We start from the raw sequence: 24,193 nt of genomic DNA on the forward strand, positions 1-24,193 counted from the left end.
AACATGTTTAAATCCGCGAAAGCTATTCTTTCAGAGCTAAAATCGAGCTTGTATTTGATTTTCCGTCTCGCGACATATGAGACGCGAAGCAACAACTCGATGCAGTACCTCGGATTTTTATGGGAGTTCGTGACACCGTTATTGCAGATTGGAGTATATTGGTTCGTATTTGGATTTGGTATTCGGAGCGGCAGGCCGGTTGACGGCGTGCCGTTTCTGCCATGGTTGGTCGCAGGGATTGTCGTCTGGTTCTTCGTAGCCTCGGCCATCACTTCGACGGCCCGGTCCGTCTATTCGAAAATCGGCATGGTCTCCAAAATGAGCTTCCCAATCTCGACGATTCCGGCATACGTCTTGCTCGCACTCTTCTATCGCCACGTGGCGTTAGTCGGTGTATCGTTTATCTTGATGTGGGCATTCGGATTCCCGATGGGGCTGCATTCTTTATGGTTTATCTACCTGGCGTTCAGTGCACTCGCACTTCTTTATTCTCTCGCCTTGATTACGTCTGCGCTCACAACGATTGTGCGTGACATTCAAAACCTTCTTCAGTCGATGATGCGGATGTTGATGTATTTGACACCAATCTTTTGGATTCCGCCGGCGAAGCTTGCGAATATCCTACAAATCAACCCGCTCTACTATTTAATCGAAGGATATCGGTCGATGTTCCTCGGAACCGACTGGTTGGCGAATAACTGGGCTTACGGTCTCTACTATTGGGCCGTCGTCCTTGTTCTCTTCTTCGTCGGGTCGATGATTCATTTGCGCTTCCGTCGACACTTCATCGATTACATTTGAGGAGGACCTTATGTACCAGGTTAAATTTGAAAACGTATCGAAACGATATACGCTTTATAACAAACCGTCTGACAAGCTGAAGGAAATTTTCTTCAGTAAAGCAAGTGGCAAACAGTTTTACGCACTTCGCAATGTCACGTTTGAAGTCCCTCCTGGAGAAGTGGTCGGGATCATCGGCATTAACGGGTCAGGCAAGTCGACGATGTCGAACTTGCTGGCTGATGTGATGCCACCGACCCACGGGAAAATCGAACTTCATGGAAAGACGGCGCTGATTGCCATTTCTTCAGGATTGAACGGCAACTTGACGGGGCTCGAGAACATCGAGCTCAAAGGGTTGATGCTCGGGATGACGAAACAAGAGATTATCGATTTGACACCGGCCATCATTGAATTCGCCGATATCGGTGACTTTATCAGTCAACCGGTCAAAACGTATTCGAGTGGGATGAAGTCCCGCCTTGGATTCGCCATCTCAATCAATGTTGACCCGGACATTCTCGTCATCGATGAGGCACTCTCAGTCGGGGACCAAACGTTCACCGACAAGTGCCTCGCCAAGATGAATGAGTTTAAAGATCAAGGGAAGACGATTTTCTTCATCAGTCACTCGGTCTCACAAGTCCGCCAATTCTGTACGCTCGGCCTCTGGCTCGAGTTCGGAGAAGTGCGCGAGTACGGACCGGTCAATGAAGTCGTTGGGGAATACAACAAGTTTTTGAAATGGTTCCGCAACTTGTCAAAAGAACAGCAGGATTCGTTCAAAGCCGACAAGCTCAAACGTCGTACGACGGTCGTCGATGCGACGGAGCTCGGGGAGACGTATATCTTGCCACCTTTGACAGAAGAACAACTACAAACACGCCATTCGTCGGTCGCTGTATCGAGCGAAGTGTGAGCAATTGGGAGGAGGAAGCACGGTGAAGTCAGACCGTGCAAAACGACCTATGAAAAAAGTCATGACCGTCTTTGGGACGCGACCAGAAGCCATCAAAATGGCGCCACTCGTACTTGAGTTGAAAAAACGTGAAGGGGTAGAACCGATTGTTGTCGTGACAGCACAGCACCGTCAAATGCTTGACCAAGTGCTCGAGCTGTTCGAAATCAAACCGGACTACGACCTCGACATCATGAAAGACAAGCAGACGCTTTACGATGTCACATCACGTGTATTGAAAGGGATGGGCGAAGTCATCGCTGAAACGAAACCAGACATCGTCTTAGTCCACGGGGACACGACGACGACATTCGCGGCATCACTCGCAGCCTTCTACAACCAAGTCGCAGTCGGTCACGTTGAGGCTGGCCTGCGCACACACAACAAATATTCACCATTCCCGGAAGAGATGAACCGCCAATTGACGGGTGTCATGGCTGACCTTCATTTCGCACCGACGGAAACGTCGCGTGACAACCTCCTTCGCGAAGGCAAGAACGAAGAGATGATCTTCGTCACAGGAAACACGGCAATCGACGCACTCAAAACGACAGTTCGTGACGACTATGCGAGCGAATTGCTCGACAGCATCCGTTCACAAGGTCGTCGTCTCGTCATGTTGACGGCACACCGTCGTGAGAACTTGGGTGAGCCGATGCGGAACATGTTCCGTGCGGTGCGTCGCTTGATCGAGAAGTATGATGACATTGAAGTCGTGTATCCGGTTCACATGAACCCGGTCGTTCGTGAACTCGCGAACGAGATTCTTCACGATGTCGAACGCGTCCACTTGATCGAACCGCTCGACGTCTTCGACTTCCATAACTATGCGGCGACATCACACTTGATCTTAACGGATTCAGGTGGCGTCCAAGAAGAAGCACCATCTCTCGGTGTACCTGTCCTCGTCCTTCGTGACACGACAGAACGTCCAGAAGGGGTGGCGGCAGGAACGCTCAAACTCGCAGGGATTGAAGAAGAGAATATCTTCTCACTCGCGGATGAGCTCTTGTCTGACGAAACGGCATACAAAGCGATGTCACAAGCATCGAACCCGTACGGTGATGGTGAGGCGTCACGTCGAATCGTCGATGCTATCCTTGCCAACTAAATGAAAGCGAATAGAGTTGTTTTGTGCCCAGCACAGCAACTCTTTTCTATATCATCATTCTAATGATTCGGAGGTGCTTGTATGTCAACGAAGCGAATTCGTCCAGCGATTTATCATTACTATCCGCGCGGACCGCATAAAAACCATATGTCGATGCGCGAAGAAGAATACAAGACAGAAGTCACATTTTTACCACAAGCGTTAACGGACTCGATTTACGTCCAGTTGTTTGATTTGAAGTTTGAGATTCCACCGTCAAAAATCTTTTTGGCAGATGCCAAGATGGATGAGGGGGACGAGATGGAAGTGAAGACCTCGATTTATGTCGAAGGCGATCGCGCTGTTCGATTTGAATTGTATGTCATGCAGTATTCTGACGAGGAGCGTCTTTCAAATAAGCGTTTCTCACTCACATTGAATCCGGGGATGAATCCGATTGAAGAAGTCGTGAAACAGATGGACGGCGCCAAGTATTTCAAGATGTCGTACAAATACATCGTCGAGACGCTTGACCCGATCACAGTACGATTCGATGACCTCTATGTAACGTTCCGCTGAACGTAGCAAGTCTTAAGGGAGAAAGGGACCATTCGGTATGTTATTTAGTTCCACGGTATTTCTATTTTATTTCTTGCCGGTCGTACTATTGCTTTACTTCATATCACCACGCTGGCTGAAGAATACAATCTTACTCATTTCGAGTTTATTCTTCTATGCATGGGGAGAACCACGATTCGTCCTCATCATGCTCGCATCGATCGTCATGAACTATGCGTTCGGCTTCATGGTCGACAAGTATCGTGAAGATGCGAAGAAAATCAAATGGACGATGACGCTCATGCTTCTCGGGAACCTCGGGATGCTCGGTGTCTTCAAATATGCGAGCTTCTTCGTCGAGAACGTCAACTCGGTATTCGGCTTCTCGCTGAATGACCCGGACATTCCACTTCCGCTTGGAATCTCGTTCTTCACGTTCCAAGCGATGAGTTATGTCATCGACGTATATCGGAACGATGGACGCTTACAGAAGAACTTTTTTGATTTGGCGCTCTATGTATCGTTCTTCCCGCAGTTGATTGCCGGACCGATCGTTCGTTATCAAACGGTCGCCGATGAAATCGTGGATCGCCGTGAGACGGTCGATGACTTCGTCTCTGGGATCCAACGTTTCGTCATCGGTTTAGGGAAGAAGATGATTTTGGCGAACAGTTGTGGGTATGTGGCGGACCAAGTGTTCAGTCAATCGGCCGGGGACCTGTCGACGACACTTGCCTGGATCGGAATCATCGCCTACTCGCTCCAAATTTATTTTGATTTCTCAGGTTATTCGGATATGGCCATCGGTCTCGGACGGATGTTCGGGTTCCATTTCCTTGAGAACTTCAATTATCCGTACATTTCAAAATCGGTGTCTGAATTTTGGCGTCGTTGGCATATCTCGCTCGGAAGCTGGTTCCGGGACTATGTGTATATTCCACTCGGCGGGAATCGCCAAGGACCATGGAAGACGTATCGCAACTTGACGATTGTCTGGTTATTGACGGGCGTATGGCACGGGGCGAGTTGGACATTCATCGCTTGGGGTCTCTACTATGGGGTCTTCATCATGTTCGAACGGGCATTTCTTGGGAAATGGATCGCAGCATGGCCGGCGTGGCTCGCTCATGCGTTCACGTTGTTCGTCGTCGTCATCGGTTGGGTCTTCTTCCGAGCTGATAACTTCACGTACGCCATCGACTATCTTCAAGTCATGTTCGGCTTACACGGTGGCGAAGTGTTTGACCAAACGGCTTATTACTATCTCGTTCAATACGGAACGGTCCTTCTGTTGGCAACTGTCGCAGCGACACCGCTTCCGAAAATGCTAGTCGCTCATTTCTTGCGTCACGAGGTGGATTCAGATCGACCGGTCCTCGCCGCAAGCGCAGGTCTTGCACGAGCAGCCTATATTTTGCTCATCTTCGGCATTTCGATTTCGTATGTCGTGTCGAGCACATTCAACCCGTTTATTTATTTCCGGTTCTAAGGAGGGCTGACGATGGAACAACAAACCAAAAGCGAACAAGTCCGTTCGAAAGGGCGGCGCATCTCTTGGGTGGTCAACAGTATTCTCTTGCTCGGCTTCCTTGGCACCCTTTTTTATGGGCTCGCCGTCTATGCGTTCGGGACGGAGCAGGAACGTTCTGACAGCGAGGGTCGAATGCTGGCACAACGCCCCGAACCTTCTGTCGAAACCATTATAGACGGGTCGTATATGGAAGAGTTCGAAGCCTCGGCGAACGACCAGGTGTTTGAGCGAAACTTGTGGATTGAGACGCAAGCTTGGGTACAACGTAACGTACTGCAACAACAGATGAATAACGGCGTCATCAGCATCGATGGCTTCTTATATGGTCCGGATGCGAACGAAAGTCAGTATTCATCGCTCGGCGTATTTTTTAAAGTATTCAAAAAAGAGATGGACGATGCCGGCATCCCATCTTACTTCGCCTCGGCACCAAGTAAGCCGGTCTATGCGACACGACAAAACATCTTCCCGGCTTACATCGAGTCGGCGGATGCGGAAAATCGTGACGAGTTACACGAACGGATCGAAGAGAACGGCATCCCGCTCATCGATTTAGAGGATACACTCGGTGACAAACCGGGCGAGGACATCTATTTCAAAACCGATCACCATTGGCGAGCAGAAGGAGCATTCCTCGCATACGGCCAAATCATGGACCGCTTAAGCGAGCAGTTCCCGGGCGCACCTGTGTTGACGGCTGACGATATGGACTTGAAGACGGTCGACGGGACGTTCTATGGGTCACATGCCCGGGAAATCTCGATGCCGTACGTCGAATCGGCGGACGCGTTCACGTATCTCGAACCGAAAGATGGATTCACGACGACGGTCTGTCAAAACGGTGACGACTGTGGACACGGTGTCCTCGACAAGGACGTCTTAAAAAACACAGACGACTTCACGAACTATTACAACTTGTTCATGGGTGACAACTATGCCCTTGCAAAAATCACGCAGGACAATCCGAAAAATGACGATCATCTCCTCGTACTGAAAGACTCTTATGCGAACCCGATGCTCGGCTATCTCGGCGAGTCGTTCGGAACGGTATCGGCACTCGATGTCCGCTATTTTGATGACTACGATGTCAGCATTGCGGAATATGCGGAAGAGAACGATGTCGACGCAGTACTGTTCTTACACAACGACCGAATCACAGGGCTCGGTTCGATGTATCAAGAAGGTCTATGATTGAACCGACCTTTAGAAAAGGCAGGTGCTCGTAGTGAACATATTACTTCCAGTATTCTTTCACTCCGCGATGGGTGGGCTTCATCGGCACATCTTATCATCTGTGAAAGTGCTCATCCGAGAGGGGCATGAGGTGACCGTCGTCTGTAAGCCAGGTCCTTTTGCCGAAGAGATAGAGGCGCTCGGCGGTCAGGTCATCCGAACAGACTATTCCAACGAGGACATCAAACGTGTGATTGATGAGGTGCGGACACAACCGTTCGATGTCGTGTATGCGCATCCCTTCGATTCGCGTCAACTCGGTATCGCGGTGGCAGAGGCGAACGCCATCCCATTCGTTCTCGTCATTCATGGCATGTATGTGGATGAGATCGAGCAGTACCATTCTAGCGTCACACGTGTGGTCGCTGTCTCGGCACAAATCGCGACCCATCTTACCGACCATTGTCCGGCAGTCGAATCGAAGCTCATCGTCATTCCGAACGGGGTCGATGCCGCGTTCATTCCGATGGAGGCGCGTCCTTCGTCAGAGCGTGTCACGGGCTTATTCACCTCGCGGATAGATGCCGACAAATTGTTTATCCTTGATGTGTTTCTTGACGCGTTGGAAGACGAGCGAGTTCAGCGTTTACCAATCGACTGGCTCATCGTCGGAGACGGGACGCAACGAGAAAAGTATGCATCTCGCTATGAGGAAGCGCTTGAAGGGACTGACCAGACAATCAAATGGCTCGGTTGGTTAGACCAAAGCGACCTCCCTGATGCGATGCATCGCGCCGATTTCGTTATCGGCCCAGGGCGTTCTGCGCTCGAAGGGATGGCGGTCGGCAAACCGACCATTGCCGTCGGGAGCAAAAGCTATCAAGGTCTGGTCACGCCTTCGACGTGGACAGATATCGCGAGCACGAACTTTGGCGGTATCGGGACGAAATACGACGGATACACCTCGGGACAAATCGGGGATGCGATTCTCGAATTGATGGATGAGGCAACGAGACGGGAGCTTGCTCGGTTCTCGTCCGCGCTCGTCGATGAACATTTCCGGGATGAACAGTCGCAACAACGTCTTCTCGATGTGCTCGAGCAAGTGGTGAAAGAGGGCACGTCAGAGATGGATCTAATCGAGTGCTATCCATTCATTCGTTACGATCAACTTCATGCTCGTCGCTCGAATCGGATCTGTACATGGAAGTTGACAGATCGGGAGCAACGACTTGAAGCGATGCGTGATGAATTGGAGGCGACCAAGCAAAAGCTTGAACAACTTCGGTCGACGAACGAGGAACAGTCTTCTGAAATCAACAGGCTACGAATAAAACTTCAACGATGGTCAGATGAGAGTAAATAAAAAATAGCGGAGCCAGCAAGTGGCTCCGCTATTTTAGTTAATGGGTCGTGAAGCGAGCCGGTCCAATCGAAGAGACAAGACGTGTCGCGGCACGTAAGCAATCAAGCTGTCTCGTATAGACACTGCTCACGTCGGCAAATGCAGAGGGGAGATGACCTGAATCGAGGGGACCTTGTCGCATGTAAGGCGATTCTCCAGCGCCAAGCGGCATCGGATGAATCACGAACTTATAGTGAGACGGGTCGAGCTCGATGACTTCAATCTCTGCAAACAGTCGTGCATCGCGTGTATACGAGAAGCGGGTGGATAACCATTTATCTGAATCTGTCATGGGTCACCAGTCCTCCCTCAAGAAGTCTTACCTCTCTCATCATAAAACAATTTTTGGTTATTTGAAATGATAATTTCATATTAATGACAAAATAATTACTTTAATTTGTAAAAGGGCGGATTCGTGCATTCGAGTCTGTCTTTGAGTATGGTTAGAAGAGAATGCTTAAGTAAGAGGTGACAACATGAGAAAGAACGCGATAGGGACATATCGGTTCGTCATCATTCTAGGTGCGAAAGTGAATGGGACAAGACCGTCCCGAGCCCTCCAACATCGGATTGACGTGGCCGCTGCGTATGCGAAGGCACATCCCCACGTGGAATTGATAGCGACAGGTGGACAAGGACCGGACGAAGGGATGGCAGAGGCGCTCGTAATCGAACGGGAACTGATAGCAAAAGGGGTTGACCCGGCTAGGATCTGTATCGAAACCACATCCACTTCGACAGTTGAGAACTTTGAGCACACTCGTCCATTTTGGGAGGGAGAAGCGGGCGTGACGATCGTGACGAATGATTTTCATGTCCCACGTGCTCGTCTCATTGCCAAGCTCTATTTCCAGCTCGAGAGCGATGCACTCTATGCACCGACTCCGCCACTGGCAAAAGGGAGATATATAATCCGTGAAGGACTGGCGTATGTGAAGTTACTTGGTCGTTATGTATTCAATCGAACATGAACGAGGAAAGGGTGGATGATTCCACTCTTTTTTCATTTACTTTTATTGTAAATAAGAACCGAAATATTTATATAAAATATGGTAAAATAATTCTTATTATGCTATAGAGAGGTGAGTTATGGACTGTCCTAATTGTTCAAAAGAATTGAGTGCCACACAACAGTTCTGCCCAAATTGCGGCACGAAAGTGGAACCAGTTGCTTCAATGGAAGCAACGAAACCGACATCACCCGTTGAATCGAACGTACCACCTTCCAAAAAACGAGTCGGAAAAGGGTTAATGGTAACGGCATTATCTTTGCTATTGATCGCAGGTGCGACGTATTTTGGATTTTATCAATTCATGTATACCCCAGAAAAACAAATCGAACAGATTCGCACCGCTGTCACGAGTGAAGATGCAAAAGCCCTCGCCCCATTATTGCGATTGAAAGAAGGAAAAGTGACGGAGGCACAGGCGGCGGCCCTATTGACAGGGTTGAGCCAAGCCGAATTGACAGAAGCGACAGTGGGTTATCTAGATCGTGCCAGTCGTTCCATCGGAGCATCGAATGAGGGTCTTCCGCTTCGTTTACGGGAGATTGGCAAAACGTATGGAGTGTTCAAGCGATATGGTCTTGAGTTGATTCCTCAGACGATGTATGTATCGAGTAACTTTGATGCCATCACGGTCTCTTTACCAGACCCGTATGGGAAAGAAAAACTGGAGTCTGAAGGAGATCAAGTCGTTATTCGTGATGCTTTTCCTGGAATGGTCGAAGTATCTGTGAAATACGATGGGCAATATGGTGAGGATCAAGCAGTTAAAGCATTCAACAGTCTTGAATCATCGAACCAAGACGAGCCGTTCATGGTCGCGTTCAAAGGACTTAGTGTCGAATTAGACCAAACGTACAATGATGCACCGTTGTTTGTGAATGGAGAAGACTCAGGTAAGACGGTCGGAGAATGGAAGACGTACGGACCGGTGCCGAAACAAGGGGTTTCTTTGAGCACGTACATTGAGATGCCATGGGGGATGGTCGAGTCTAAACAAGTACTTGCCAAACCTGGTGGCAAACCGGTCAAATTTGAACCGAAAGTCGATGCAGACACGATTGCCTTCACCGAGAATATCATTACTCGCCACGCCGAGGAGTGGGTGAATTTCATGTATTACGAGGACTTGAGTGCATTGACGGTTGTGACGGATGAAACATACTTGGCCAAACAAAGAAAAACATACGACATCATGCAGGCGGAAAACCAAGAATGGTACGGCTCATTCGATGGAGTCGAAGTCATCAACCAAAAAACGAAGCTCACAAAGTGGAATAAGAAAATGGCGATTGAAACGGAAGCGGTCGTTGGCATCAACAGTCAATTCATGACGGATGGCGAAGAGGATGCGCCGCAACGCTTGGTCAAATCGAGATTTCGCTATGTCATTACCGAGCCGTTTGACGACGGGACATATCATATCGTGGAAGCGACATACTTAGAATAGGAGAGATGGACATGACGATGTGGCAACAACAGTCAGCACTATTAGATGCTGCGGAGAGTATTAAGGACTTACAGGCGCGCATGGAAAAATCAAAGAAGGCTCGGGGGCAATTGCTTCTTGAGCTCGGGCAACAGCAGTATCGTCAGTTGATGCAGCAAGGACGTGCGGAAGAAGTAGCTCAGATTATGGAACAGGACGTGCTCATCTACGAGGCAAGTCGTCGCATCCGAGACATGCAGGAAGCACTAAAACCACACCGATGCACATCGTGTGATGCTCCGCTTGAAAAGGACGCGAAATTCTGTGGATCGTGTGGCACGCCGGTCCCTCAACCGGATGTCCGTCCGAAACAAGCATGTAATGCCTGCGGTTCCCCACAACCACTTGATGCCTCGTACTGTGCATGCTGTGGAGGGAAGATGGAGGTGACCGCATGAGGTACTGTCACCAATGTGGTCATGCGAATGAAGACCACAATCAATATTGTGAGCGGGATGGTGTCCAACTGGAAGTAACGGATACGACCTATCGTTTCGATGTATCAACCGGTCAATTTTGCACGAGTTGCGGCACTGCCCGAGCATCACATGAACTGTATTGTCATGCCTGCGGGCAAACGGCATTAGAACCAGCGACGAGTGTCAATCGTGTGGAGGAGTCACTTCGCACAGTCGCCGCGACCGGAACACAAGTGATGTCGCAGTTGAGAAGAGTGGCCGGAAAACGAGACGGCGTAACGAAACTTTCATTTTCAACCGAATCGTTCCGCTCGTTACGTATGAATCAGACGGATGTTGTCCGTGGGTCACTCTTTGGTATTGGATTTTTACTCATTCTCCTGTTGATTGCAGGAAGTTTGGTCGCGATGCTACCGGCAGAGACCATTCCATCGCTTGCGGATGAACTCGAGATTAACATCTCTTCATTTAATGCGACGATGTTCCTCGCTTTTCTCATCGGGGCGAAAGTGTATTGGTCTGTCACGACAGAACAAGTGAATCAATTTATCGCAAGTCTCGGTGCAGGCATCGGAGATTTCTTGAGAATCGAAGGATCTGTGGATGCCCAGTTCGGGAACTATTTTATGATGTATGGCGGAATATTCCTCATGATTACCATTGTGTTTTTCTTGATTCGACATACATCGACCATGAGCGATGTGCTCAGTCGGATGGCGGGATTCATTGTGACGGTGCTCGTCGGATATGGGTTGGTTTATGCATTTGCTTTTCATCCGCCGCTATTCGAGGTGGCGTGGTTTAAAACGATTAGTTCAACATTTTTGATGCTTCTCTTCACACTTGGATTGGCCTATTTGATTACGATGCCGTTTCAGGGAGAGTGGAAGATTGCACAACAAGGCGTTCGTGGTTTGTTAACGGTCACGCTCGTATCCACATTTGTCGGAATCGGTTACTTTGGATTCCAGCTTAGTAAAATTGACGAAGGTGAGCGTCTTGAGTTTGTCGATAGTGAAGAAATGTTGTATTTGACCGGACAAGCCGCGAGCATGAACTGGCAAACGATCGGGCATGGGGGAGAACAGTCTTTAATGCTCCAGTCCCCATTAGGTTCCTATGAAATTGGGATGTCTCTGTTTGGGGATACGGCCCCACAAAAAATCACGAATTCGATTGAGACGGTAAGCGAAGGATTTGGTGGGGTAGAAGACGTCTTGTGGCAATCGTTTTCAAACGATGAGGGACCGGTGAATTCAATTGGTAAATCTGCTGATATGTTGACTGTCTCACCAATGATTTTTGGCACGTTGACAGAGATGTATGAGGCAGAACTCGCAAATGATGACGCACGCTATGATGCATTGTACCAAGAAGGTGTCTTTTCGTGGTTACTGATTTTGTTAGTCTTGAACATTGTGATTTATGCCATGTTTGCGAAGGGGCATATCCATTCTTGGAAATCGGGGATCTGGTTCATCGCTCCGGCTATAATTGGTTTTATTGTCTGGCAGTGGTTCTTGAATAACGGCATGTTCGTTGAATTGAGCGACATCCCGATTCTTGGTGTTGCCACGGACGGATTGAGTATCGCGGGAACGTTCATCGCGCTCGTCTTAATCACGATTGGAGCACTCCTCGGTTGGGGAATGAAAAAACTGAACATTAATTAAAAAAACAAGCACGGACAGTTTCATGTCCGTGCTTGTTTTTAGTACTCTTCTTCACGGGATAACTCTTTGGAACCTAGGTTTTTCACAATCTTCATTTTCCCGTCCTCATATCGGACCGCATACGTCGTTTCAAACGTCGCTCTCACACTAGAGTCATCTTTGATGATGCGATACTCTTCATTGGTGGTGACCGTCGCAGTTTCATCATCTTCGATGGAGTCGCGGTTCTCTCCGTTTACTTTGATCGAGATGACCTCCGTATTTAGTTGGTCCTCCTCGATTCCTTTGGCGAAGAGCGTGTTGTTCAAGTAATCGAGTGTTTGTGCTTGGAACGTCGACCCCTCAGCAAGAAATGATTCTACTTCGGATGTGTCTTTTGAATAGGTCGCACTTGTGAATGCATCAATAAAAGAATACATGAATAGGTCGACATCTCCATAAGAAATAGGGTCATAAAACACGCCGGTTTCTGTATCCGTATCCGGTAAGGAGGCTTCTTCCTCGACTTCAGGTGCCGCTTCGGACTCTTCTTCCTCCGTCGAAGCGGAAAATGATTGTTGTACGTCTTTAGCCGTTGTTGCTTCCTTCGACGTGAGAGGCTCATTCCACTCCGACCAGATCCACACACCGACTCCAATCAATACGACTAGTGCGATTGGTATTCCCCATTTCCAAAGAGAAGGGCGGCCGGATGTTGCGGCCTCTATTTTTGTTCCGCATTGCGAACAGTGAGATTGTCCCCGTTTTAGCGTCGCACCGCATGCTGTACATTTATTCATTCAAATCACTCTTTCCATTTTTTAGTATTATTTTACCTCTTTTACGATGGTTCTGAAACGAGAGATTATGTATTTGAGTCAATCAAAAACTAGGCCCTTGCACCCGCAAGAGCCTAGTTGGATTGACAGCCGATTTTTTCGTTCAGCACGTGACCGAACGCCTCGGCCCCTTTAATATTCAAGTGGACCCCGTCACTTTCGAAATAAGCTTCTTTTCCGATTGACTTCTGATGCCAATCGATGAGGGCAACATTATCATGAAGTTCACTTGCCCGGGCAAGTTTTTCGTTGACCTCGCTCTCCCATGGACGAGGGACGCGTGTGTTGATCAAATAGATTTCATCTGCTCGCTCGAACTGCTTGAGCAGTGTGTCGAGCTGCTCCATTTTGAACGCGCCGTTCGTCCCGAGGTGAAGGAACACAACATGACCAGGGGCGTTATACGATTGATACTCGGACGCGAGCGGAATCGCATCTCGAACTTGTCGTCCGATTTCAGCGTCGATTTTCATGTTCGGGAAGGCATCTGCCAAATATTCGTTCAACCCGAGCATGACCGAGTCGCCAATCGCGAGGGCCGGTGGACATGTCCGTTCGTCTGGTGCTTCAGGTGACGGCTTGTTCTCTTCTGTTGGTTCATCTTCTGACGGTACTTCTTTCGCGTCTTCGGATTCCGGTTCTTTTGGAACGTCCGGGGTCTCGTCTTTTGGCATCGGCACTTTCACGACCGGAATCTCATCTTGAGCCGGTTTTGATTCAGAGAACGCCAAAATAGTCAGATTTCCGACGAGGACAAGCGAGAGCGCGGTCGAACAGGCTGTGGCAGCGAAGCGAGCACTCGGATGCGTCGGTGTCGATACGAGTTGACGGAACGAAGCGATGAATCCATTCCGGCGAATCGGTGTTTCGATGAAGCGGTACGATAATTCGGCAATCAAGAGTGTGAGTGCGATTTGCCCAGCCGCGAGTAGTGGCGAAAACGTTCCGAGTCGCTCCAGTGGTGTGGACAAGATGATGACCGGATAGTGCCATAAGTAAATTCCATACGTCCGCGTACCGATGATACGAAGCCAAGCGCTTCCAAATAACCGTGACCAGATCGTCGCCGGATGAGCGACAGCGGCAATCAAAAGGGCGGATAAGAACGCGACAAGTAAGAATCCACCATAATAGAGGAACGTGTCGTAGGCGTTTACGTTGACGATGATCCCGATAATTGCGATCAATGAGATTGCACCGACTACGTTTAAAATGTGCCGTCCGATGTTCGGAATCACTTCTTTAAATGTATCCGGTCTCCAACCGAATGCGAGAATGGCTCCCATGAGAAGACCGAATAACCGTGTGTCTGTCCCGTAGTAGACGCGGCTCGGGTCTGCGTCCGGTACATAGCGGAACGCCATCCAGGCAGCGGAGACGAATAGAAGCGCGGCAAGCAGTTGAAGCAACCGTTTTCGGAATGTGAGGCCGACGAGTAATAGTAACGGCCAGACCGCATAAAACTGTTCTTCTATTGAAAGAGACCATAAATTTTGGAGCGGTGACGGCTTACCGAAGCTCTCGAAGTACGAGACTTCATGGAAGATATACCACCAGTTATTCACATAAGCGAGCGCGGCCAGTGAATCTTGTCGCACGGTATCGAGTAAGGAACGGTCAAAGAGCGTGACATACGTCATCACGAGCGACAGCATCAAAATGAGTGCCGGCAACAGACGGCGGAAACGTGCGATGTAAAACTTTTTTAAGTCAATCGTGCCGGTCTTCGTCCATTCACGAATCAAGATACCGGTGATCAAATAACCGGATAGGACGAAGAAGACATCGACACCGAGGAATCCCCCGGATATGTAAGGTACATTTAAATGATATAAAATCACAGCCAGAACGGCGAACGTGCGCAAGCCGTCGAGACCAGGCATATACGTTGTATGTTTGAGTGGTTTCATGCCCCCACTTCCTTTCTAGTTTAAAGCGGACATTTCCCTTTTTTTAGAATCCATTCTTCAGTATAACGAGTGGGGGAGAGGGAATGGTTTCAAAAGATTAACAATCAAGTAACGTCATATCCATTGAAAAAAGGGACACAAGGTCCCTTTGTCACTACATCATGTTAATCAACGTTCCACCAAGCACCCCGGCAATCACGAGAGCCCACGGTGGTAACTTCCAATAGGCAATCATCACGAACAAGAAGGCGGCAAAGACGAAGTCGATCGTATCGTTGACGGTACTCGTGAAAATCGGGCTGTAAAACGCCGCAATCAAGATTCCGACTACTGCCGCATTGACCCCGATGAGGGCGCCGGCGACTTTCGGGTTGTGACGAAGCGCGTCCCAGAACGGGAGTGCCCCAAGGATGAGCAAGAATGCCGGCAGGAAAATGGCGAACGTCGCGAGGATTCCACCCGGTACGCCGTTAATTACCGTTCCTAGATAAGAAGCGAACGTGAAGAGCGGTCCAGGGACGGCTTGAGCTGCACCGTATCCCGCTAGAAAGGCTTCTTCACTGAGGAAGCCAGCTGGGACAAGTTCACGTTCGAGTAATGGCAAGACGACGTGACCGCCACCGAAGACGAGAGCTCCGGCCCGGTAAAAACTGTCAAACAAGGCGATGGTCTGATTCTCGAACGTCTCCCGTAAAATCGGCAAGATGACGAGAAGTGCTCCGAATACCGACAATAAAATGGCCCCGAGTCGTTTCGAGATCGGGAACGTACTCGATTTTGCGTCGAGACGGTCCGGCTTGAATAAAAGGAATCCTGCAAGTGCCGCGAGGAGAATGAACAGCACCTGACTGAATGTCGTCTGCCAAAGCAAAACACCGGCTAGGGCAAAAAAGGCGATTGTCCGTGTCTTCGTATCTGGTGTCAATTTGCTCGCCATTCCTAAGATGGCGTGGGCGACAATCGCGACGGCGACGATTTTCAAGCCGTATAGCCATCCTGCATCGGAGACGTCTAGTCCCGACAACAGTAAGGCGAACAGCATGAGGACGACGACCGACGGGGTCGTGAATCCGATGAACGAGGTGATTCCACCTAAAATACCCCCACGGACGATCCCAATTCCAATTCCGACTTGTGAACTCGCCGGTCCCGGTAAAAATTGACACAAAGCGACGAGGTCGGCATATGCTTTCTCGTCCATCCATTTCCGTCTTCTTACGTACTCCTCATGGAAATAACCGAGGTGGGCGACCGGGCCACCGAACGAGGTCAGGCCGAGCCGAGTCGAAACGAATAAAATTTCTAGTATCGTTTTGAACGTCACACGTTGTGTCGTCATATCTTCACTCCTTGATTTCTTTGAATAACTCGTATGCTTTTTGACGGGCTTCTTGTAATACGGAGAGCCCTTTTTCTGTCGTCATGTAATTTTTGCGGACGTGTCCATCGACCGTCTCAATTTCACGAATCAAGAGTCCCTCTTTCTCCATCCCGTGTAAAATCGGATAGAGCGTACCGGCACTAATCTCATATCCATGTTCGCGTAGTTCATCGACCATCCATGCCCCGTATACGGGATGTTCCGCGGCGTGGTGCAAAATATGGATATGGATGAATCCGAGAAATAACTTCCGTAGGACGCGGTCTTCCATACGTATCAACTCCTTGTTATCGAAATTCGATATCGGTTTTCGAAATCAGTCTATCAAACGTGTTAGAGAGAGGCAAGGGAACGACGTGCAGTTTACAAAAAATTAAAAATGGATAGTTGGGAATGACTTCGTGAAAAATAGGGAAAGTATCACAAATGAGATAAACTAAGGGAGAGATTTTAATTGCTGAGGAGGAAGTGACGTGACAAAACCTATTCATTCTTCATACGATACATTGTTGCGCCATATGCCCCAAGGCTATGTCGAGTTTAAAGTGATTTACGACAATGCTTCGGAACCGACTGACTATGAGTTCTTTGAAGTGAATCCTGCCTTTGAGAAGATTATGAAAGCAAAACGGAAACACTTTATCGGAAAAAAAGTGTCTAGCGCCCTAAAAGACTTTGAATATAGCGAACGTGAATGGATGATTCAAGTGGCACATGTCGTTAGCGAAGGTGGAACGGTGACGTTTGAACATTTCTCTCGACGAAATAAATCATGGTTCGAAATGTCCGTATTTAGTGAACGTGAAGGCTTTGTGTCCGTCATGTTTCATGATATCACGCCCCACGTCCAGGAAAACAATGCGCTCAAGCAACTTGTGAACGTGTCCCATCGGTTCGTCTCGACTGGTAGTGATTTATTGATGAATCAACAATTTCTCGACCAGATTCGCGATTTCACAGGTGCGAAAGCGGTCGCGCTCAATTTGATTGAGAAAGATGGAGTGTCGTACACAACGGTCGCCTTATCGGGTATGGATGAAATGTTAGAGAGAAGTCTCGATGTACTCGGTTTCCACCCGGTCGGGAAGAAGTGGCCGATGACCGAGAAACGGCGAGAACTGTTCAATCGTCCAAATCCGCTTGTATTTGATGGAATCGATCCGTTGATTGACGGTGCGCTTCCAAAACGCCTCGTCAAAAACTTGCTTCGGATTTTCTCGCTCGGAGAGGTCGTTCTATTCAAAATTGAAAAAGATGGAGTTCTATATGGTGACTTGACGATTGTGATGCAAGAAGGAAAAGTGGCGAACCGCCTAGGACTTGTCGAATTGTATCTCGTCCATGTCCTAGAACAGTTAGTAAAAGCGGATCATCAAGTGGGTGAGACGAAAAAGTCGATGTTCGATGGGTTCGCCACTCTCGACTTGGAATGCATCATGGCATTCAATACGCGACAAGCACTCCATTTAAATGACTCATGGGAGCGAGTTTTAGGATATTCGCTTGATGAGTTGGAGAACATCGAATTTCTTAGTCTGATTCATCCGGACGATGACGTCATCACGGATGCTGCGTTTGCGGAACTGGAGGAACGGGGAGAGTTGTTCCGTTTTGTCAATCGCTTCCGGACGATTGATGACACGTATCGTTCCATTGAGTGGCACTGCAAACTTCAAGGGGATTATATTTATGCGGTCGCTAAAGACGTGACGGATCGGGTTCAGTTAGAAGAAAAATTAGCCGAACGAGATCGTCTGTTGACGGAGCTATCCAATCAAGTCCCGGGTGCCATCTATCAGTTCGAGTTGTTGCCTGATGGTAGTTTCAACTTCCCGTTTTTCAGCAAAGGATTTGAAGATATGATAGGGATTTCGGCAGATGCGGTACGGGCAGATGCGAGTCTAGTGTTTCGACGAATGCATCCGGATGATTATCCGAATGTCATGCAATCAATCGATGAATCTTACCGTAATTTGACAATCTGGGATGCAGAGTTTCGTGTGTTGACCGAGGATGGTCGGTCGATTTGGATTTTAGGGTCATCCCGGCCGGAGAAAATTGCAGACGGGCATGTGTTGTGGCACGGCTATATCGGGGATGTCACGGAGAAGAAAACATACGAGAAAGAGATTGAATACCTCAGTTATCACGATCAGTTGACGGGTATCAAAAACCGACGTTACTTTGAAGAGGCGTTGGAGCGTTATGATGATGAGCAGTACTATCCACTCTCCCTCATCGTCATCGATATTAATGGGTTAAAGCTCACGAATGATGCGTTTGGGCACTTAGTCGGCGACCAGTTACTTGTCGAAGCAGCGAACATTTTACGTAATGAACTGCGATCAAAAGATGAAGTGGCACGTGTAGGTGGTGACGAATTTGTCGTCATCTCTCCAAATACGACGCTCGATGAGGCGAAACAACTGTCGGACCGTCTCGATCGTCTCTTCCTCGACAAGACTGTGGAAGGGTTACCAATCTCCGCCTCATTCGGTGAAGCGGTCAAACACGATATGAGTATCGAATTGACCGAGGTGTTTAACTTAGCAGAAGATCGGATGTACCACCATAAGGTTTCTGAAAAGCAGAGTCGACGCCACCATTCCATTCAGATTATCATGCGAACATTATACGAGAAGATTCCACGGGAGGAGGCACATTCTCAACGTGTCGCCAATTTAGCGGGACAACTCGCCGAGGCGATGGGGTTCACGAGTGCCGAGGTGAATGAGATTCGAACGGCCGCCATTTTGCATGACATCGGGAAAGTGGCGATCAGCAACGATATTTTGGACAAATCAGGTGCGTTGACCGAATCCGAGTGGCATGAAATCAAACGTCATCCCGAGATCAGTTACAACATTTTAAGTACAGTACCTGAATACATCGCCTTGTCTGAAATCGTTTTGGCGCACCATGAACGATGGGACGGGGAGGGGTACCCGAAAGGATTGAGTGAATATGAAATCCCGCTCGCTTCCCGCATCATCTCCATCGCTGATACATTCGATGTGATGGTGACAGGCCGACCTTACCGGCAAGCGAAGACGATTGATGAGGCGCTCGCTGTCATCCTTGAAGAGGCGGGCAAGCAGTTTGACCCTTCACTCGTCGATGTCTTCTTTGAAAAAGTCGTTCCGACGCTCCAACAATAAAGCAAAGCGAGGTCTCCAGATGAATAGGAGACCTCGCTTTTTTAGATGGTGAGTGGTCGTTTTTTCAACACAAGGATGGTGAACAGGAAAACAAGTCCGGTCATACCAATCATGACGAGGATGGAGAGGAAGGGGAACTGCCCCTCGTACATCGTGATGACGCCGTTGTTCAACCAATACGTCGGTAAGAAACGACCGACCAGCTTCAATGAATCCGGTAGCCACAAAAGGCTAATAAATGCCCCGCCGGTGATGGCGGATGCCATCGTGACGGAGATTTGAAAGATATTCGCCTTCTCCCGATTCGTCGCAAATACAGCGATGAGACCACCGAACGCCAGACAGACGAGCAGATAGGATGCGAACAATGCGAATATGGTCGGGAGATGCGTCCATACGTCCTGGCCATATAGGGCGAGACTCACACCAATCAACAGCATCACATAGACGAAGCCGACGAGATAAAAGGCGAGGAGAAGGGATGCGAAATAGCCCCGAGGTGTCACAGGTGTAGCGAACAAACGCGCATAAATCTTCTCGTCCCGGTCGTCTGCGACAAACATCGGGATGAATTGGAGAAATGTTGACATCATGATGAATGACAACAGACCGAAAAAGGCTTGGGTACGGGCGGTCGTGGCGACACTGTCTTGGAATGGTTCATTCGAGAGTGTGTAGCCGTTCGTCGTTTCTTGTGACGCAAGTTGTTCGAACGTGGTTTCATCATACTCACTCGCTTCAAGCAGTTGACGTTCGCGCGACAAGTGACCGTTCAAAGCCTGTTCAATCAAAGATGCGTCACTCCCGGCAATCGCGGAGAAGGAAAGCCGGGGCATATCGCCAGCGAAGGCACGTTCTGTAAAGTTCTCAGGGATGAGGAGGACGATGTCTTCCCCCTCTAACAGAACGTCCTCTTCATTCGTTTCAAGCAAGGTGACTCGACCGAACCGTTCGGCTTCCTCGATCAGACGCTCGGCAAGGATTCCGCCGTCTTGGTCGACGACACCGATGGATGCGTTCAGGCTTGACGTTCCCCCGACAAAGGACAAGATGAGTGCGAAACCGAACATTGACACGAATGTGAATACCCATAGTCCTTTCTTCCTTAGCATTCGTTTGGCTACGTGTCTAATGAGCACCATGACGTTTCACCCCTTTCGAGAGAATATAGCTGACCGCAATCAAGACGAGTAAATGAATTCCGAGCAGTCCGAGGCTCTGCCAGTACATACTCATGTCACCTTCGCGAAGTAGTACGGGCAGCATCCCGTCCCGCATAAAGATCGGCATGAACACATAAGCGGTCCACGGTGCATAGTTCAGCGTCACCTGATCAAAGCCGGGGACGTAGCCGCCTGATAAGATCATGATGATGGCGACGAAGCCGTTGACGATCGCATCTTTCGTCGTCGTGCTCAACTTCGGAAGGTTGACGATGACAAATCCAATGGTGACCCCGTATGCGGTCAACCCAAACCAGGAGAGGATCAAATATCCGAATTGAACGTTTTCTAAATCAAAGGTCCGATAGACGAAATGACTGAACCAAAACAGGAGGATGAGTTGTAGCAAAATGATGACATAGCGGCTGAACGTCCGCGCGAGCCGATATTGAACTGTGCGGACAGGTGCCGCCTGAATGCGTAAATAACTTCCGGTGTTTGGCTGTTCTTCTCGTGCCATCGCCGTGATATAGAACGATCCGAATAGAGCCGTCATGATGGAGATGGTGACGGTGAAATATTCAAGCGAGGTCGGGGTGCGTCCAGCTAAGTCGACACTCTCCGTATCAAGCCACGTTTCATTCTCGTACGGGGCCGATACACCTGCTTCTGCAAGCGTAATCTGTTGATTGGCAATTGCCGTATATTGCCCGAGGATGGCATCTAAGACGTCGAACTCAACAGTCGTCGGTTCTTCATAAAAGAGCGTGATGTCCCTCCTGTCGAGCTGTAAGATGACATCTGCATCCCCGTCGTTCACGCCACGTTCGGCAGACTTGATGTCTTCGTATGGGACGAGACGGATGAACGCCTGAATATCCTCTTCGTTTAAAAAGTTCTCGAGCGGCTCGCGGTACTGATCGGTCGACGATTCGACGTAGGCGACATTCGTGACCGGCAATTTGAACGTGTCACTGAAGACGGCCGAGAGCATCGTCCCGAGGCCGAAGATGAGAATGAGTGGGAAGATGAGCATCCAAAAGATCGTGGTGCGGTCCCTTAGTCGCTGTTTCACATCGTATTTGATGAAAGTCCACATGAGAAGCCCTCCTATTCTCGAAGCGTCTTCCCGGTCAATGCCAAAAAGACGGTATTGAGGGAAGGACGGTCGACCGTGATGGATGTGAAGTGTACATGTTCATGATGTAGCGTCTCAAGGAGCGGTGCGAGCGGGGTATCTTTATCTAATGAAACTTCGATGTACGGTTCTGCGTACTCCACTTTTTGAACATGTTCGAGTGCGTCAAGTCGTTCGAGCAAGTGTGGAGTAAGCGCATCGACTTTGATTCGGGCCGTCTCGAGTGTCATCACACGGTCTTTCAACTCGTCTTGCGTCCCTTCGGCAATGATTTTCCCCTCATCGACTATGGCGATTCGGTCGCAAAGGAGCTCGACCTCTTCCATATAGTGGGAGGTGTAGATGATGGTGGCCCCGCGACGATTCAGTTCACGGATATTCTCTAAAATCGTGTTACGCGACTGCGGGTCGATGGCGACGGTCGGTTCATCCATGAAGATGAGCTCAGGTTCATGAACGATTCCACAGGCGATATTGAGGCGGCGGAGTAGACCACCGGATAATTCAGGTGGACGTTTCTTTTGGTGAGCATCGAGTTCGACGAAGGCAATGGCGGACTCGGTCTTTTGTTTCGCTTCTTTTGGACTGAATCCATACAGTTCGGCGAAGAATTGGATGTTTTCATAGACAGTTAGCTGATCATAGACAGAGACGTGTTGTGGCACAATGCCGACACGGCGTTTAATGGCCAGTTCGTCTTTTGGCATCGATTGTCCGAATATATGAATCGACCCGGAATCTGCCTCGTACAGATTTAACATGACAGAGATGGCGGTCGTCTTACCGACACCGTTCGGACCGAGCAGGCCGAATAGTTCACCTTCTTCGACTTGGAGACTGAGGTCATTTAATGCTGTCGTGTCCCCGAATCGTTTCGTGACATGGTCGAGCGAGATGATTGGCATGTGTGTACTCCTTTCTTATATAAAATAATTCTCAATATGCTACCCAATGGTTTTCGCTGATTGTCATGAATTTACCTGTCCGGATTCATCGAAATATGTAATAATCTAAGTATTCAGATAATTATTGTGTTGAAATGAGGGATTGGGATGAAAGGATGGCAATTCAATAAACAAGAGGGGGCATTGTTCCCAGACGAAGTTGTGCTTTCCGCGTTTTGTACAGTCGAACCGAAACGGATGGATTCGACGTTACCGTTTTACTATGACGAGTCGATTTTTCGATTCACGAATAAAGAAGAGACGTTCTACTTTAAAATATCCCCGAGCTATCACGAGTTTGAAATCAGTGTCAAGAATCAGGATGGGGAATTGGTCTATTATCAACTGCTTCGAACGGTCAGCAAAGTCGAGATTTTAGAAGACCGGCGGGACCATGCGGAGTTGTTGATCGTACTCGCGGAAGACCGGAAGCGGACCGTGACGTCAATCGAGTTGACCGTCCGACCGCGTTTTCGTGTGCTTGTGAAGGAGCATGAGGTGTGAGAATCGTATCGTTCGGAGCGGATGAGAATCCGCTCTTTTTGTTTGGCTAAAAAAAGACAGCCACGAGGTGACTGTCCCTTCATCGGTTATTTCGTCAAAAAGATTTGGACATGGATGGTAGACCCTTGGGCATCGGTCGCTTTGCCGATTCCTAGATGGGTGTAATTCGCCTTCAAGATGTTCGCGCGATGTCCGCTACTGTTCATCCAAGCATCGACCGCACGGGCCGGATCGCTTGACCCTTTATAGATGTTCTCGCCCCAGCCACGGTACGAGACGCCGTAAGCGTCTAACGTATCGCCTGGTGTGCCGTTCTCGTTGAGCGTGTGCGAGAATTGATCGGTACGTGCCATCTCCTCCGCCCGGACTTGGGCGACACGATTCGCCTCGCTCGAAGCAGCGAGAAGAGAGAGGCCGGCAACATCCCGCTCTTTATTCGTCTCGGTCAATACGTTGACGGGCGATGTGAAACGGACGTGTTTGGCGAGGATATACCCCGTGTACGTTCCGTAACGTACCTTATACCATCGTGTCGTACCGGTATAACGGTAAGAGACGGTCTCGAGTTCGGTGCCTTGACGAACGAATTTGACGTTCGAGGATGTCGTCAACGGACGTGACTTTAAGTAGACGCTCGACGGTTTGACATACGTCGGTTTCGTGAACTTCACCTCGGCAGTGGACAACCGGACATACTTTGCCGGCAAATAGGCGTAGCCGCTGCCCCATTGAATCTTATACCAACGTACGCCGTCCAATTGAAACGAAGTACGGACACGCATCGATCCGTCCCGTGGGATGAGTGCAAGACGCTTCGCGCTCAATGAAGGGGATTGTCGGACATTGAGTTGACTGATTTTTGTCACGTAACCCGTCGTGTTGATCGACGTCTCGTAATAAGCGTGCACCCGATTCGTACCGAGCGGTGATTCGATGATACCGAGGGTCAGAATCATCGTGAGTAGTAGAGGTATGTATTTTTTCAACTGATCGACTCCTTTTGTGGGACTCCTTATATTCTATATTGTACGGCTGATTTTTAGTTTTACCATTTCATTACAAAAAGGACGGACTCTTCGTGAGCCCATCCTTTC

At 49.0% G+C, this 24,193-nt stretch carries 22 protein-coding genes; 13 read left to right on the plus strand and 9 right to left on the minus strand.

The window, feature by feature from the left end; genetic code table 11:
• Nucleotides 1-3 precede the first annotated feature (3 nt).
• From KNO96_RS08170 to KNO96_RS08200, 7 genes are all read left to right on the plus strand, one after another.
• Nucleotides 4-801, plus strand: a complete 798-nt coding sequence (locus KNO96_RS08170) for an ABC transporter permease (RefSeq protein WP_251125101.1) — start codon at nt 4-6, stop codon at nt 799-801.
• Nucleotides 802-811: 10 nt separating this feature from the next.
• Nucleotides 812-1,699 carry a teichoic acids export ABC transporter ATP-binding subunit TagH gene (gene tagH / locus KNO96_RS08175; protein ID WP_214703314.1) on the plus strand — a complete coding sequence of 296 codons (888 nt, stop codon included), beginning with the start codon at nt 812-814 and terminating at the stop codon, nt 1,697-1,699.
• 49 nt (nt 1,700-1,748) lie between these two features.
• A complete protein-coding gene (wecB, locus tag KNO96_RS08180) occupies nt 1,749-2,849 on the plus strand; it encodes a non-hydrolyzing UDP-N-acetylglucosamine 2-epimerase (RefSeq protein ID WP_012727108.1) in 1,101 nt (366 codons plus the stop codon).
• An 81-nt stretch (nt 2,850-2,930) separates the two neighbouring features.
• Nucleotides 2,931-3,407: a hypothetical protein gene (locus KNO96_RS08185; RefSeq protein WP_214703315.1), complete on the plus strand. Its 477-nt coding sequence runs from the start codon at nt 2,931-2,933 to the stop codon at nt 3,405-3,407.
• A 37-nt stretch (nt 3,408-3,444) separates the two neighbouring features.
• The gene (locus KNO96_RS08190; RefSeq protein ID WP_214703316.1) at nt 3,445-4,875 is read left to right on the plus strand and encodes an MBOAT family O-acyltransferase; all 1,431 of its coding nucleotides are present in this window, start codon (nt 3,445-3,447) and stop codon (nt 4,873-4,875) included.
• 12 nt (nt 4,876-4,887) lie between these two features.
• Nucleotides 4,888-6,108 carry a DHHW family protein gene (locus tag KNO96_RS08195; protein ID WP_214703317.1) on the plus strand — a complete coding sequence of 407 codons (1,221 nt, stop codon included), beginning with the start codon at nt 4,888-4,890 and terminating at the stop codon, nt 6,106-6,108.
• Between the two features lie 34 nt (nt 6,109-6,142).
• On the plus strand, nt 6,143-7,456 hold the full coding sequence (locus KNO96_RS08200) for a glycosyltransferase (RefSeq protein ID WP_214703318.1): 1,314 nt from the start codon (nt 6,143-6,145) through the stop codon (nt 7,454-7,456).
• Nucleotides 7,457-7,493: 37 nt separating this feature from the next.
• On the opposite strand, the gene KNO96_RS08205 is transcribed toward KNO96_RS08200, so the two are convergent.
• Entirely contained in the window at nt 7,494-7,787 is a 294-nt protein-coding gene (locus KNO96_RS08205) for a hypothetical protein (RefSeq protein ID WP_026825291.1), read from the minus strand.
• 184 nt (nt 7,788-7,971) lie between these two features.
• On the opposite strand from KNO96_RS08205, the gene KNO96_RS08210 reads away from it, so the two are divergent.
• From KNO96_RS08210 to KNO96_RS08225, 4 genes are all read left to right on the plus strand, one after another.
• Nucleotides 7,972-8,466, plus strand: a complete 495-nt coding sequence (locus KNO96_RS08210; RefSeq protein WP_026825292.1) for a YdcF family protein — start codon at nt 7,972-7,974, stop codon at nt 8,464-8,466.
• Between the two features lie 118 nt (nt 8,467-8,584).
• Nucleotides 8,585-9,952 (plus strand): TcaA 3rd/4th domain-containing protein, encoded by a 1,368-nt coding sequence (locus KNO96_RS08215; protein WP_214703319.1) that lies wholly within the window; start codon nt 8,585-8,587, stop codon nt 9,950-9,952.
• Between the two features lie 11 nt (nt 9,953-9,963).
• Complete coding sequence (locus KNO96_RS08220) at nt 9,964-10,389, plus strand: zinc ribbon domain-containing protein (RefSeq protein WP_026825294.1); 426 nt, start codon at nt 9,964-9,966, stop codon at nt 10,387-10,389.
• Nucleotides 10,386-12,083 (plus strand): zinc ribbon domain-containing protein, encoded by a 1,698-nt coding sequence (locus KNO96_RS08225; RefSeq protein ID WP_214703320.1) that lies wholly within the window; start codon nt 10,386-10,388, stop codon nt 12,081-12,083. Before KNO96_RS08220 ends, KNO96_RS08225 begins: the two co-directional genes overlap by 4 nt.
• Nucleotides 12,084-12,121: 38 nt before the next feature.
• Here KNO96_RS08225 and KNO96_RS08230 read toward each other — a convergent pair whose 3' ends face one another.
• From KNO96_RS08230 to KNO96_RS08245, 4 genes are all read right to left on the minus strand, one after another.
• Nucleotides 12,122-12,862, minus strand: a complete 741-nt coding sequence (locus KNO96_RS08230) for a zinc ribbon domain-containing protein (protein WP_152538875.1) — start codon at nt 12,860-12,862, stop codon at nt 12,122-12,124.
• A gap of 113 nt (nt 12,863-12,975) precedes the next feature.
• Nucleotides 12,976-14,811: an acyltransferase family protein gene (locus KNO96_RS08235; protein WP_214703321.1), complete on the minus strand. Its 1,836-nt coding sequence runs from the start codon at nt 14,809-14,811 to the stop codon at nt 12,976-12,978.
• Between the two features lie 154 nt (nt 14,812-14,965).
• Nucleotides 14,966-16,150, minus strand: a complete 1,185-nt coding sequence (gene chrA, locus KNO96_RS08240; RefSeq protein ID WP_214703322.1) for a chromate efflux transporter — start codon at nt 16,148-16,150, stop codon at nt 14,966-14,968.
• Nucleotides 16,151-16,154: 4 nt separating this feature from the next.
• Entirely contained in the window at nt 16,155-16,463 is a 309-nt protein-coding gene (locus KNO96_RS08245) for a PadR family transcriptional regulator (protein WP_214699754.1), read from the minus strand.
• A 202-nt stretch (nt 16,464-16,665) separates the two neighbouring features.
• On the opposite strand from KNO96_RS08245, the gene KNO96_RS08250 reads away from it, so the two are divergent.
• Nucleotides 16,666-19,350 (plus strand): HD domain-containing phosphohydrolase, encoded by a 2,685-nt coding sequence (locus KNO96_RS08250; RefSeq protein WP_353047586.1) that lies wholly within the window; start codon nt 16,666-16,668, stop codon nt 19,348-19,350.
• A 41-nt stretch (nt 19,351-19,391) separates the two neighbouring features.
• Here the strand turns inward: KNO96_RS08250 and KNO96_RS08255 are convergent, their stop codons facing one another.
• From KNO96_RS08255 to KNO96_RS08265, 3 genes are read right to left on the minus strand one after another with little or no spacing between them, the layout of a single operon-like run.
• Complete coding sequence (locus KNO96_RS08255; RefSeq protein WP_214703323.1) at nt 19,392-20,492, minus strand: ABC transporter permease; 1,101 nt, start codon at nt 20,490-20,492, stop codon at nt 19,392-19,394.
• Nucleotides 20,479-21,612, minus strand: a complete 1,134-nt coding sequence (locus tag KNO96_RS08260; protein WP_214703324.1) for an ABC transporter permease — start codon at nt 21,610-21,612, stop codon at nt 20,479-20,481. The genes KNO96_RS08255 and KNO96_RS08260 overlap by 14 nt, the downstream gene beginning before the upstream one ends.
• An 11-nt stretch (nt 21,613-21,623) precedes the next feature.
• On the minus strand, nt 21,624-22,556 hold the full coding sequence (locus tag KNO96_RS08265) for an ABC transporter ATP-binding protein (RefSeq protein WP_214703325.1): 933 nt from the start codon (nt 22,554-22,556) through the stop codon (nt 21,624-21,626).
• Between the two features lie 147 nt (nt 22,557-22,703).
• Between KNO96_RS08265 and KNO96_RS08270 the strand changes: the two genes are divergently transcribed.
• Complete coding sequence (locus KNO96_RS08270) at nt 22,704-23,099, plus strand: hypothetical protein (RefSeq protein ID WP_026825305.1); 396 nt, start codon at nt 22,704-22,706, stop codon at nt 23,097-23,099.
• A gap of 86 nt (nt 23,100-23,185) precedes the next feature.
• Here the strand turns inward: KNO96_RS08270 and KNO96_RS08275 are convergent, their stop codons facing one another.
• A complete protein-coding gene (locus KNO96_RS08275; protein WP_214703326.1) occupies nt 23,186-24,085 on the minus strand; it encodes a CAP domain-containing protein in 900 nt (299 codons plus the stop codon).
• Nucleotides 24,086-24,193: the final 108 nt, after the last annotated feature.

This window comes from Exiguobacterium sp. s89 (assembly GCF_018617735.1).
Classification (GTDB): Bacteria; Bacillota; Bacilli; order Exiguobacteriales; family Exiguobacteriaceae; genus Exiguobacterium; species Exiguobacterium marinum.

Excerpts from the sequence above, each read along its gene's own strand:
- KNO96_RS08170 (WP_251125101.1), top strand. The coding sequence starts at position 4 with ATGTTTAAATCCGCGAAAGCTATTCTTTCAGAGCTAAAATCGAGCTTG.
- tagH (WP_214703314.1), top strand. The coding sequence starts at position 812 with ATGTACCAGGTTAAATTTGAAAACGTATCGAAACGATATACGCTTTAT.
- wecB (WP_012727108.1), top strand. The coding sequence starts at position 1,749 with ATGAAAAAAGTCATGACCGTCTTTGGGACGCGACCAGAAGCCATCAAA.
- KNO96_RS08185 (WP_214703315.1), top strand. The coding sequence starts at position 2,931 with ATGTCAACGAAGCGAATTCGTCCAGCGATTTATCATTACTATCCGCGC.
- KNO96_RS08190 (WP_214703316.1), top strand. The coding sequence starts at position 3,445 with ATGTTATTTAGTTCCACGGTATTTCTATTTTATTTCTTGCCGGTCGTA.
- KNO96_RS08195 (WP_214703317.1), top strand. The coding sequence starts at position 4,888 with ATGGAACAACAAACCAAAAGCGAACAAGTCCGTTCGAAAGGGCGGCGC.
- KNO96_RS08205 (WP_026825291.1), bottom strand. The coding sequence starts at position 7,787 with ATGACAGATTCAGATAAATGGTTATCCACCCGCTTCTCGTATACACGC.
- KNO96_RS08210 (WP_026825292.1), top strand. The coding sequence starts at position 7,972 with ATGAGAAAGAACGCGATAGGGACATATCGGTTCGTCATCATTCTAGGT.
- KNO96_RS08215 (WP_214703319.1), top strand. The coding sequence starts at position 8,585 with ATGGACTGTCCTAATTGTTCAAAAGAATTGAGTGCCACACAACAGTTC.
- KNO96_RS08220 (WP_026825294.1), top strand. The coding sequence starts at position 9,964 with ATGACGATGTGGCAACAACAGTCAGCACTATTAGATGCTGCGGAGAGT.
- KNO96_RS08225 (WP_214703320.1), top strand. The coding sequence starts at position 10,386 with ATGAGGTACTGTCACCAATGTGGTCATGCGAATGAAGACCACAATCAA.
- KNO96_RS08230 (WP_152538875.1), bottom strand. The coding sequence starts at position 12,862 with ATGAATAAATGTACAGCATGCGGTGCGACGCTAAAACGGGGACAATCT.
- KNO96_RS08235 (WP_214703321.1), bottom strand. The coding sequence starts at position 14,811 with ATGAAACCACTCAAACATACAACGTATATGCCTGGTCTCGACGGCTTG.
- chrA (WP_214703322.1), bottom strand. The coding sequence starts at position 16,150 with ATGACGACACAACGTGTGACGTTCAAAACGATACTAGAAATTTTATTC.
- KNO96_RS08245 (WP_214699754.1), bottom strand. The coding sequence starts at position 16,463 with ATGGAAGACCGCGTCCTACGGAAGTTATTTCTCGGATTCATCCATATC.
- KNO96_RS08255 (WP_214703323.1), bottom strand. The coding sequence starts at position 20,492 with ATGGTGCTCATTAGACACGTAGCCAAACGAATGCTAAGGAAGAAAGGA.
- KNO96_RS08260 (WP_214703324.1), bottom strand. The coding sequence starts at position 21,612 with ATGTGGACTTTCATCAAATACGATGTGAAACAGCGACTAAGGGACCGC.
- KNO96_RS08265 (WP_214703325.1), bottom strand. The coding sequence starts at position 22,556 with ATGCCAATCATCTCGCTCGACCATGTCACGAAACGATTCGGGGACACG.
- KNO96_RS08270 (WP_026825305.1), top strand. The coding sequence starts at position 22,704 with ATGAAAGGATGGCAATTCAATAAACAAGAGGGGGCATTGTTCCCAGAC.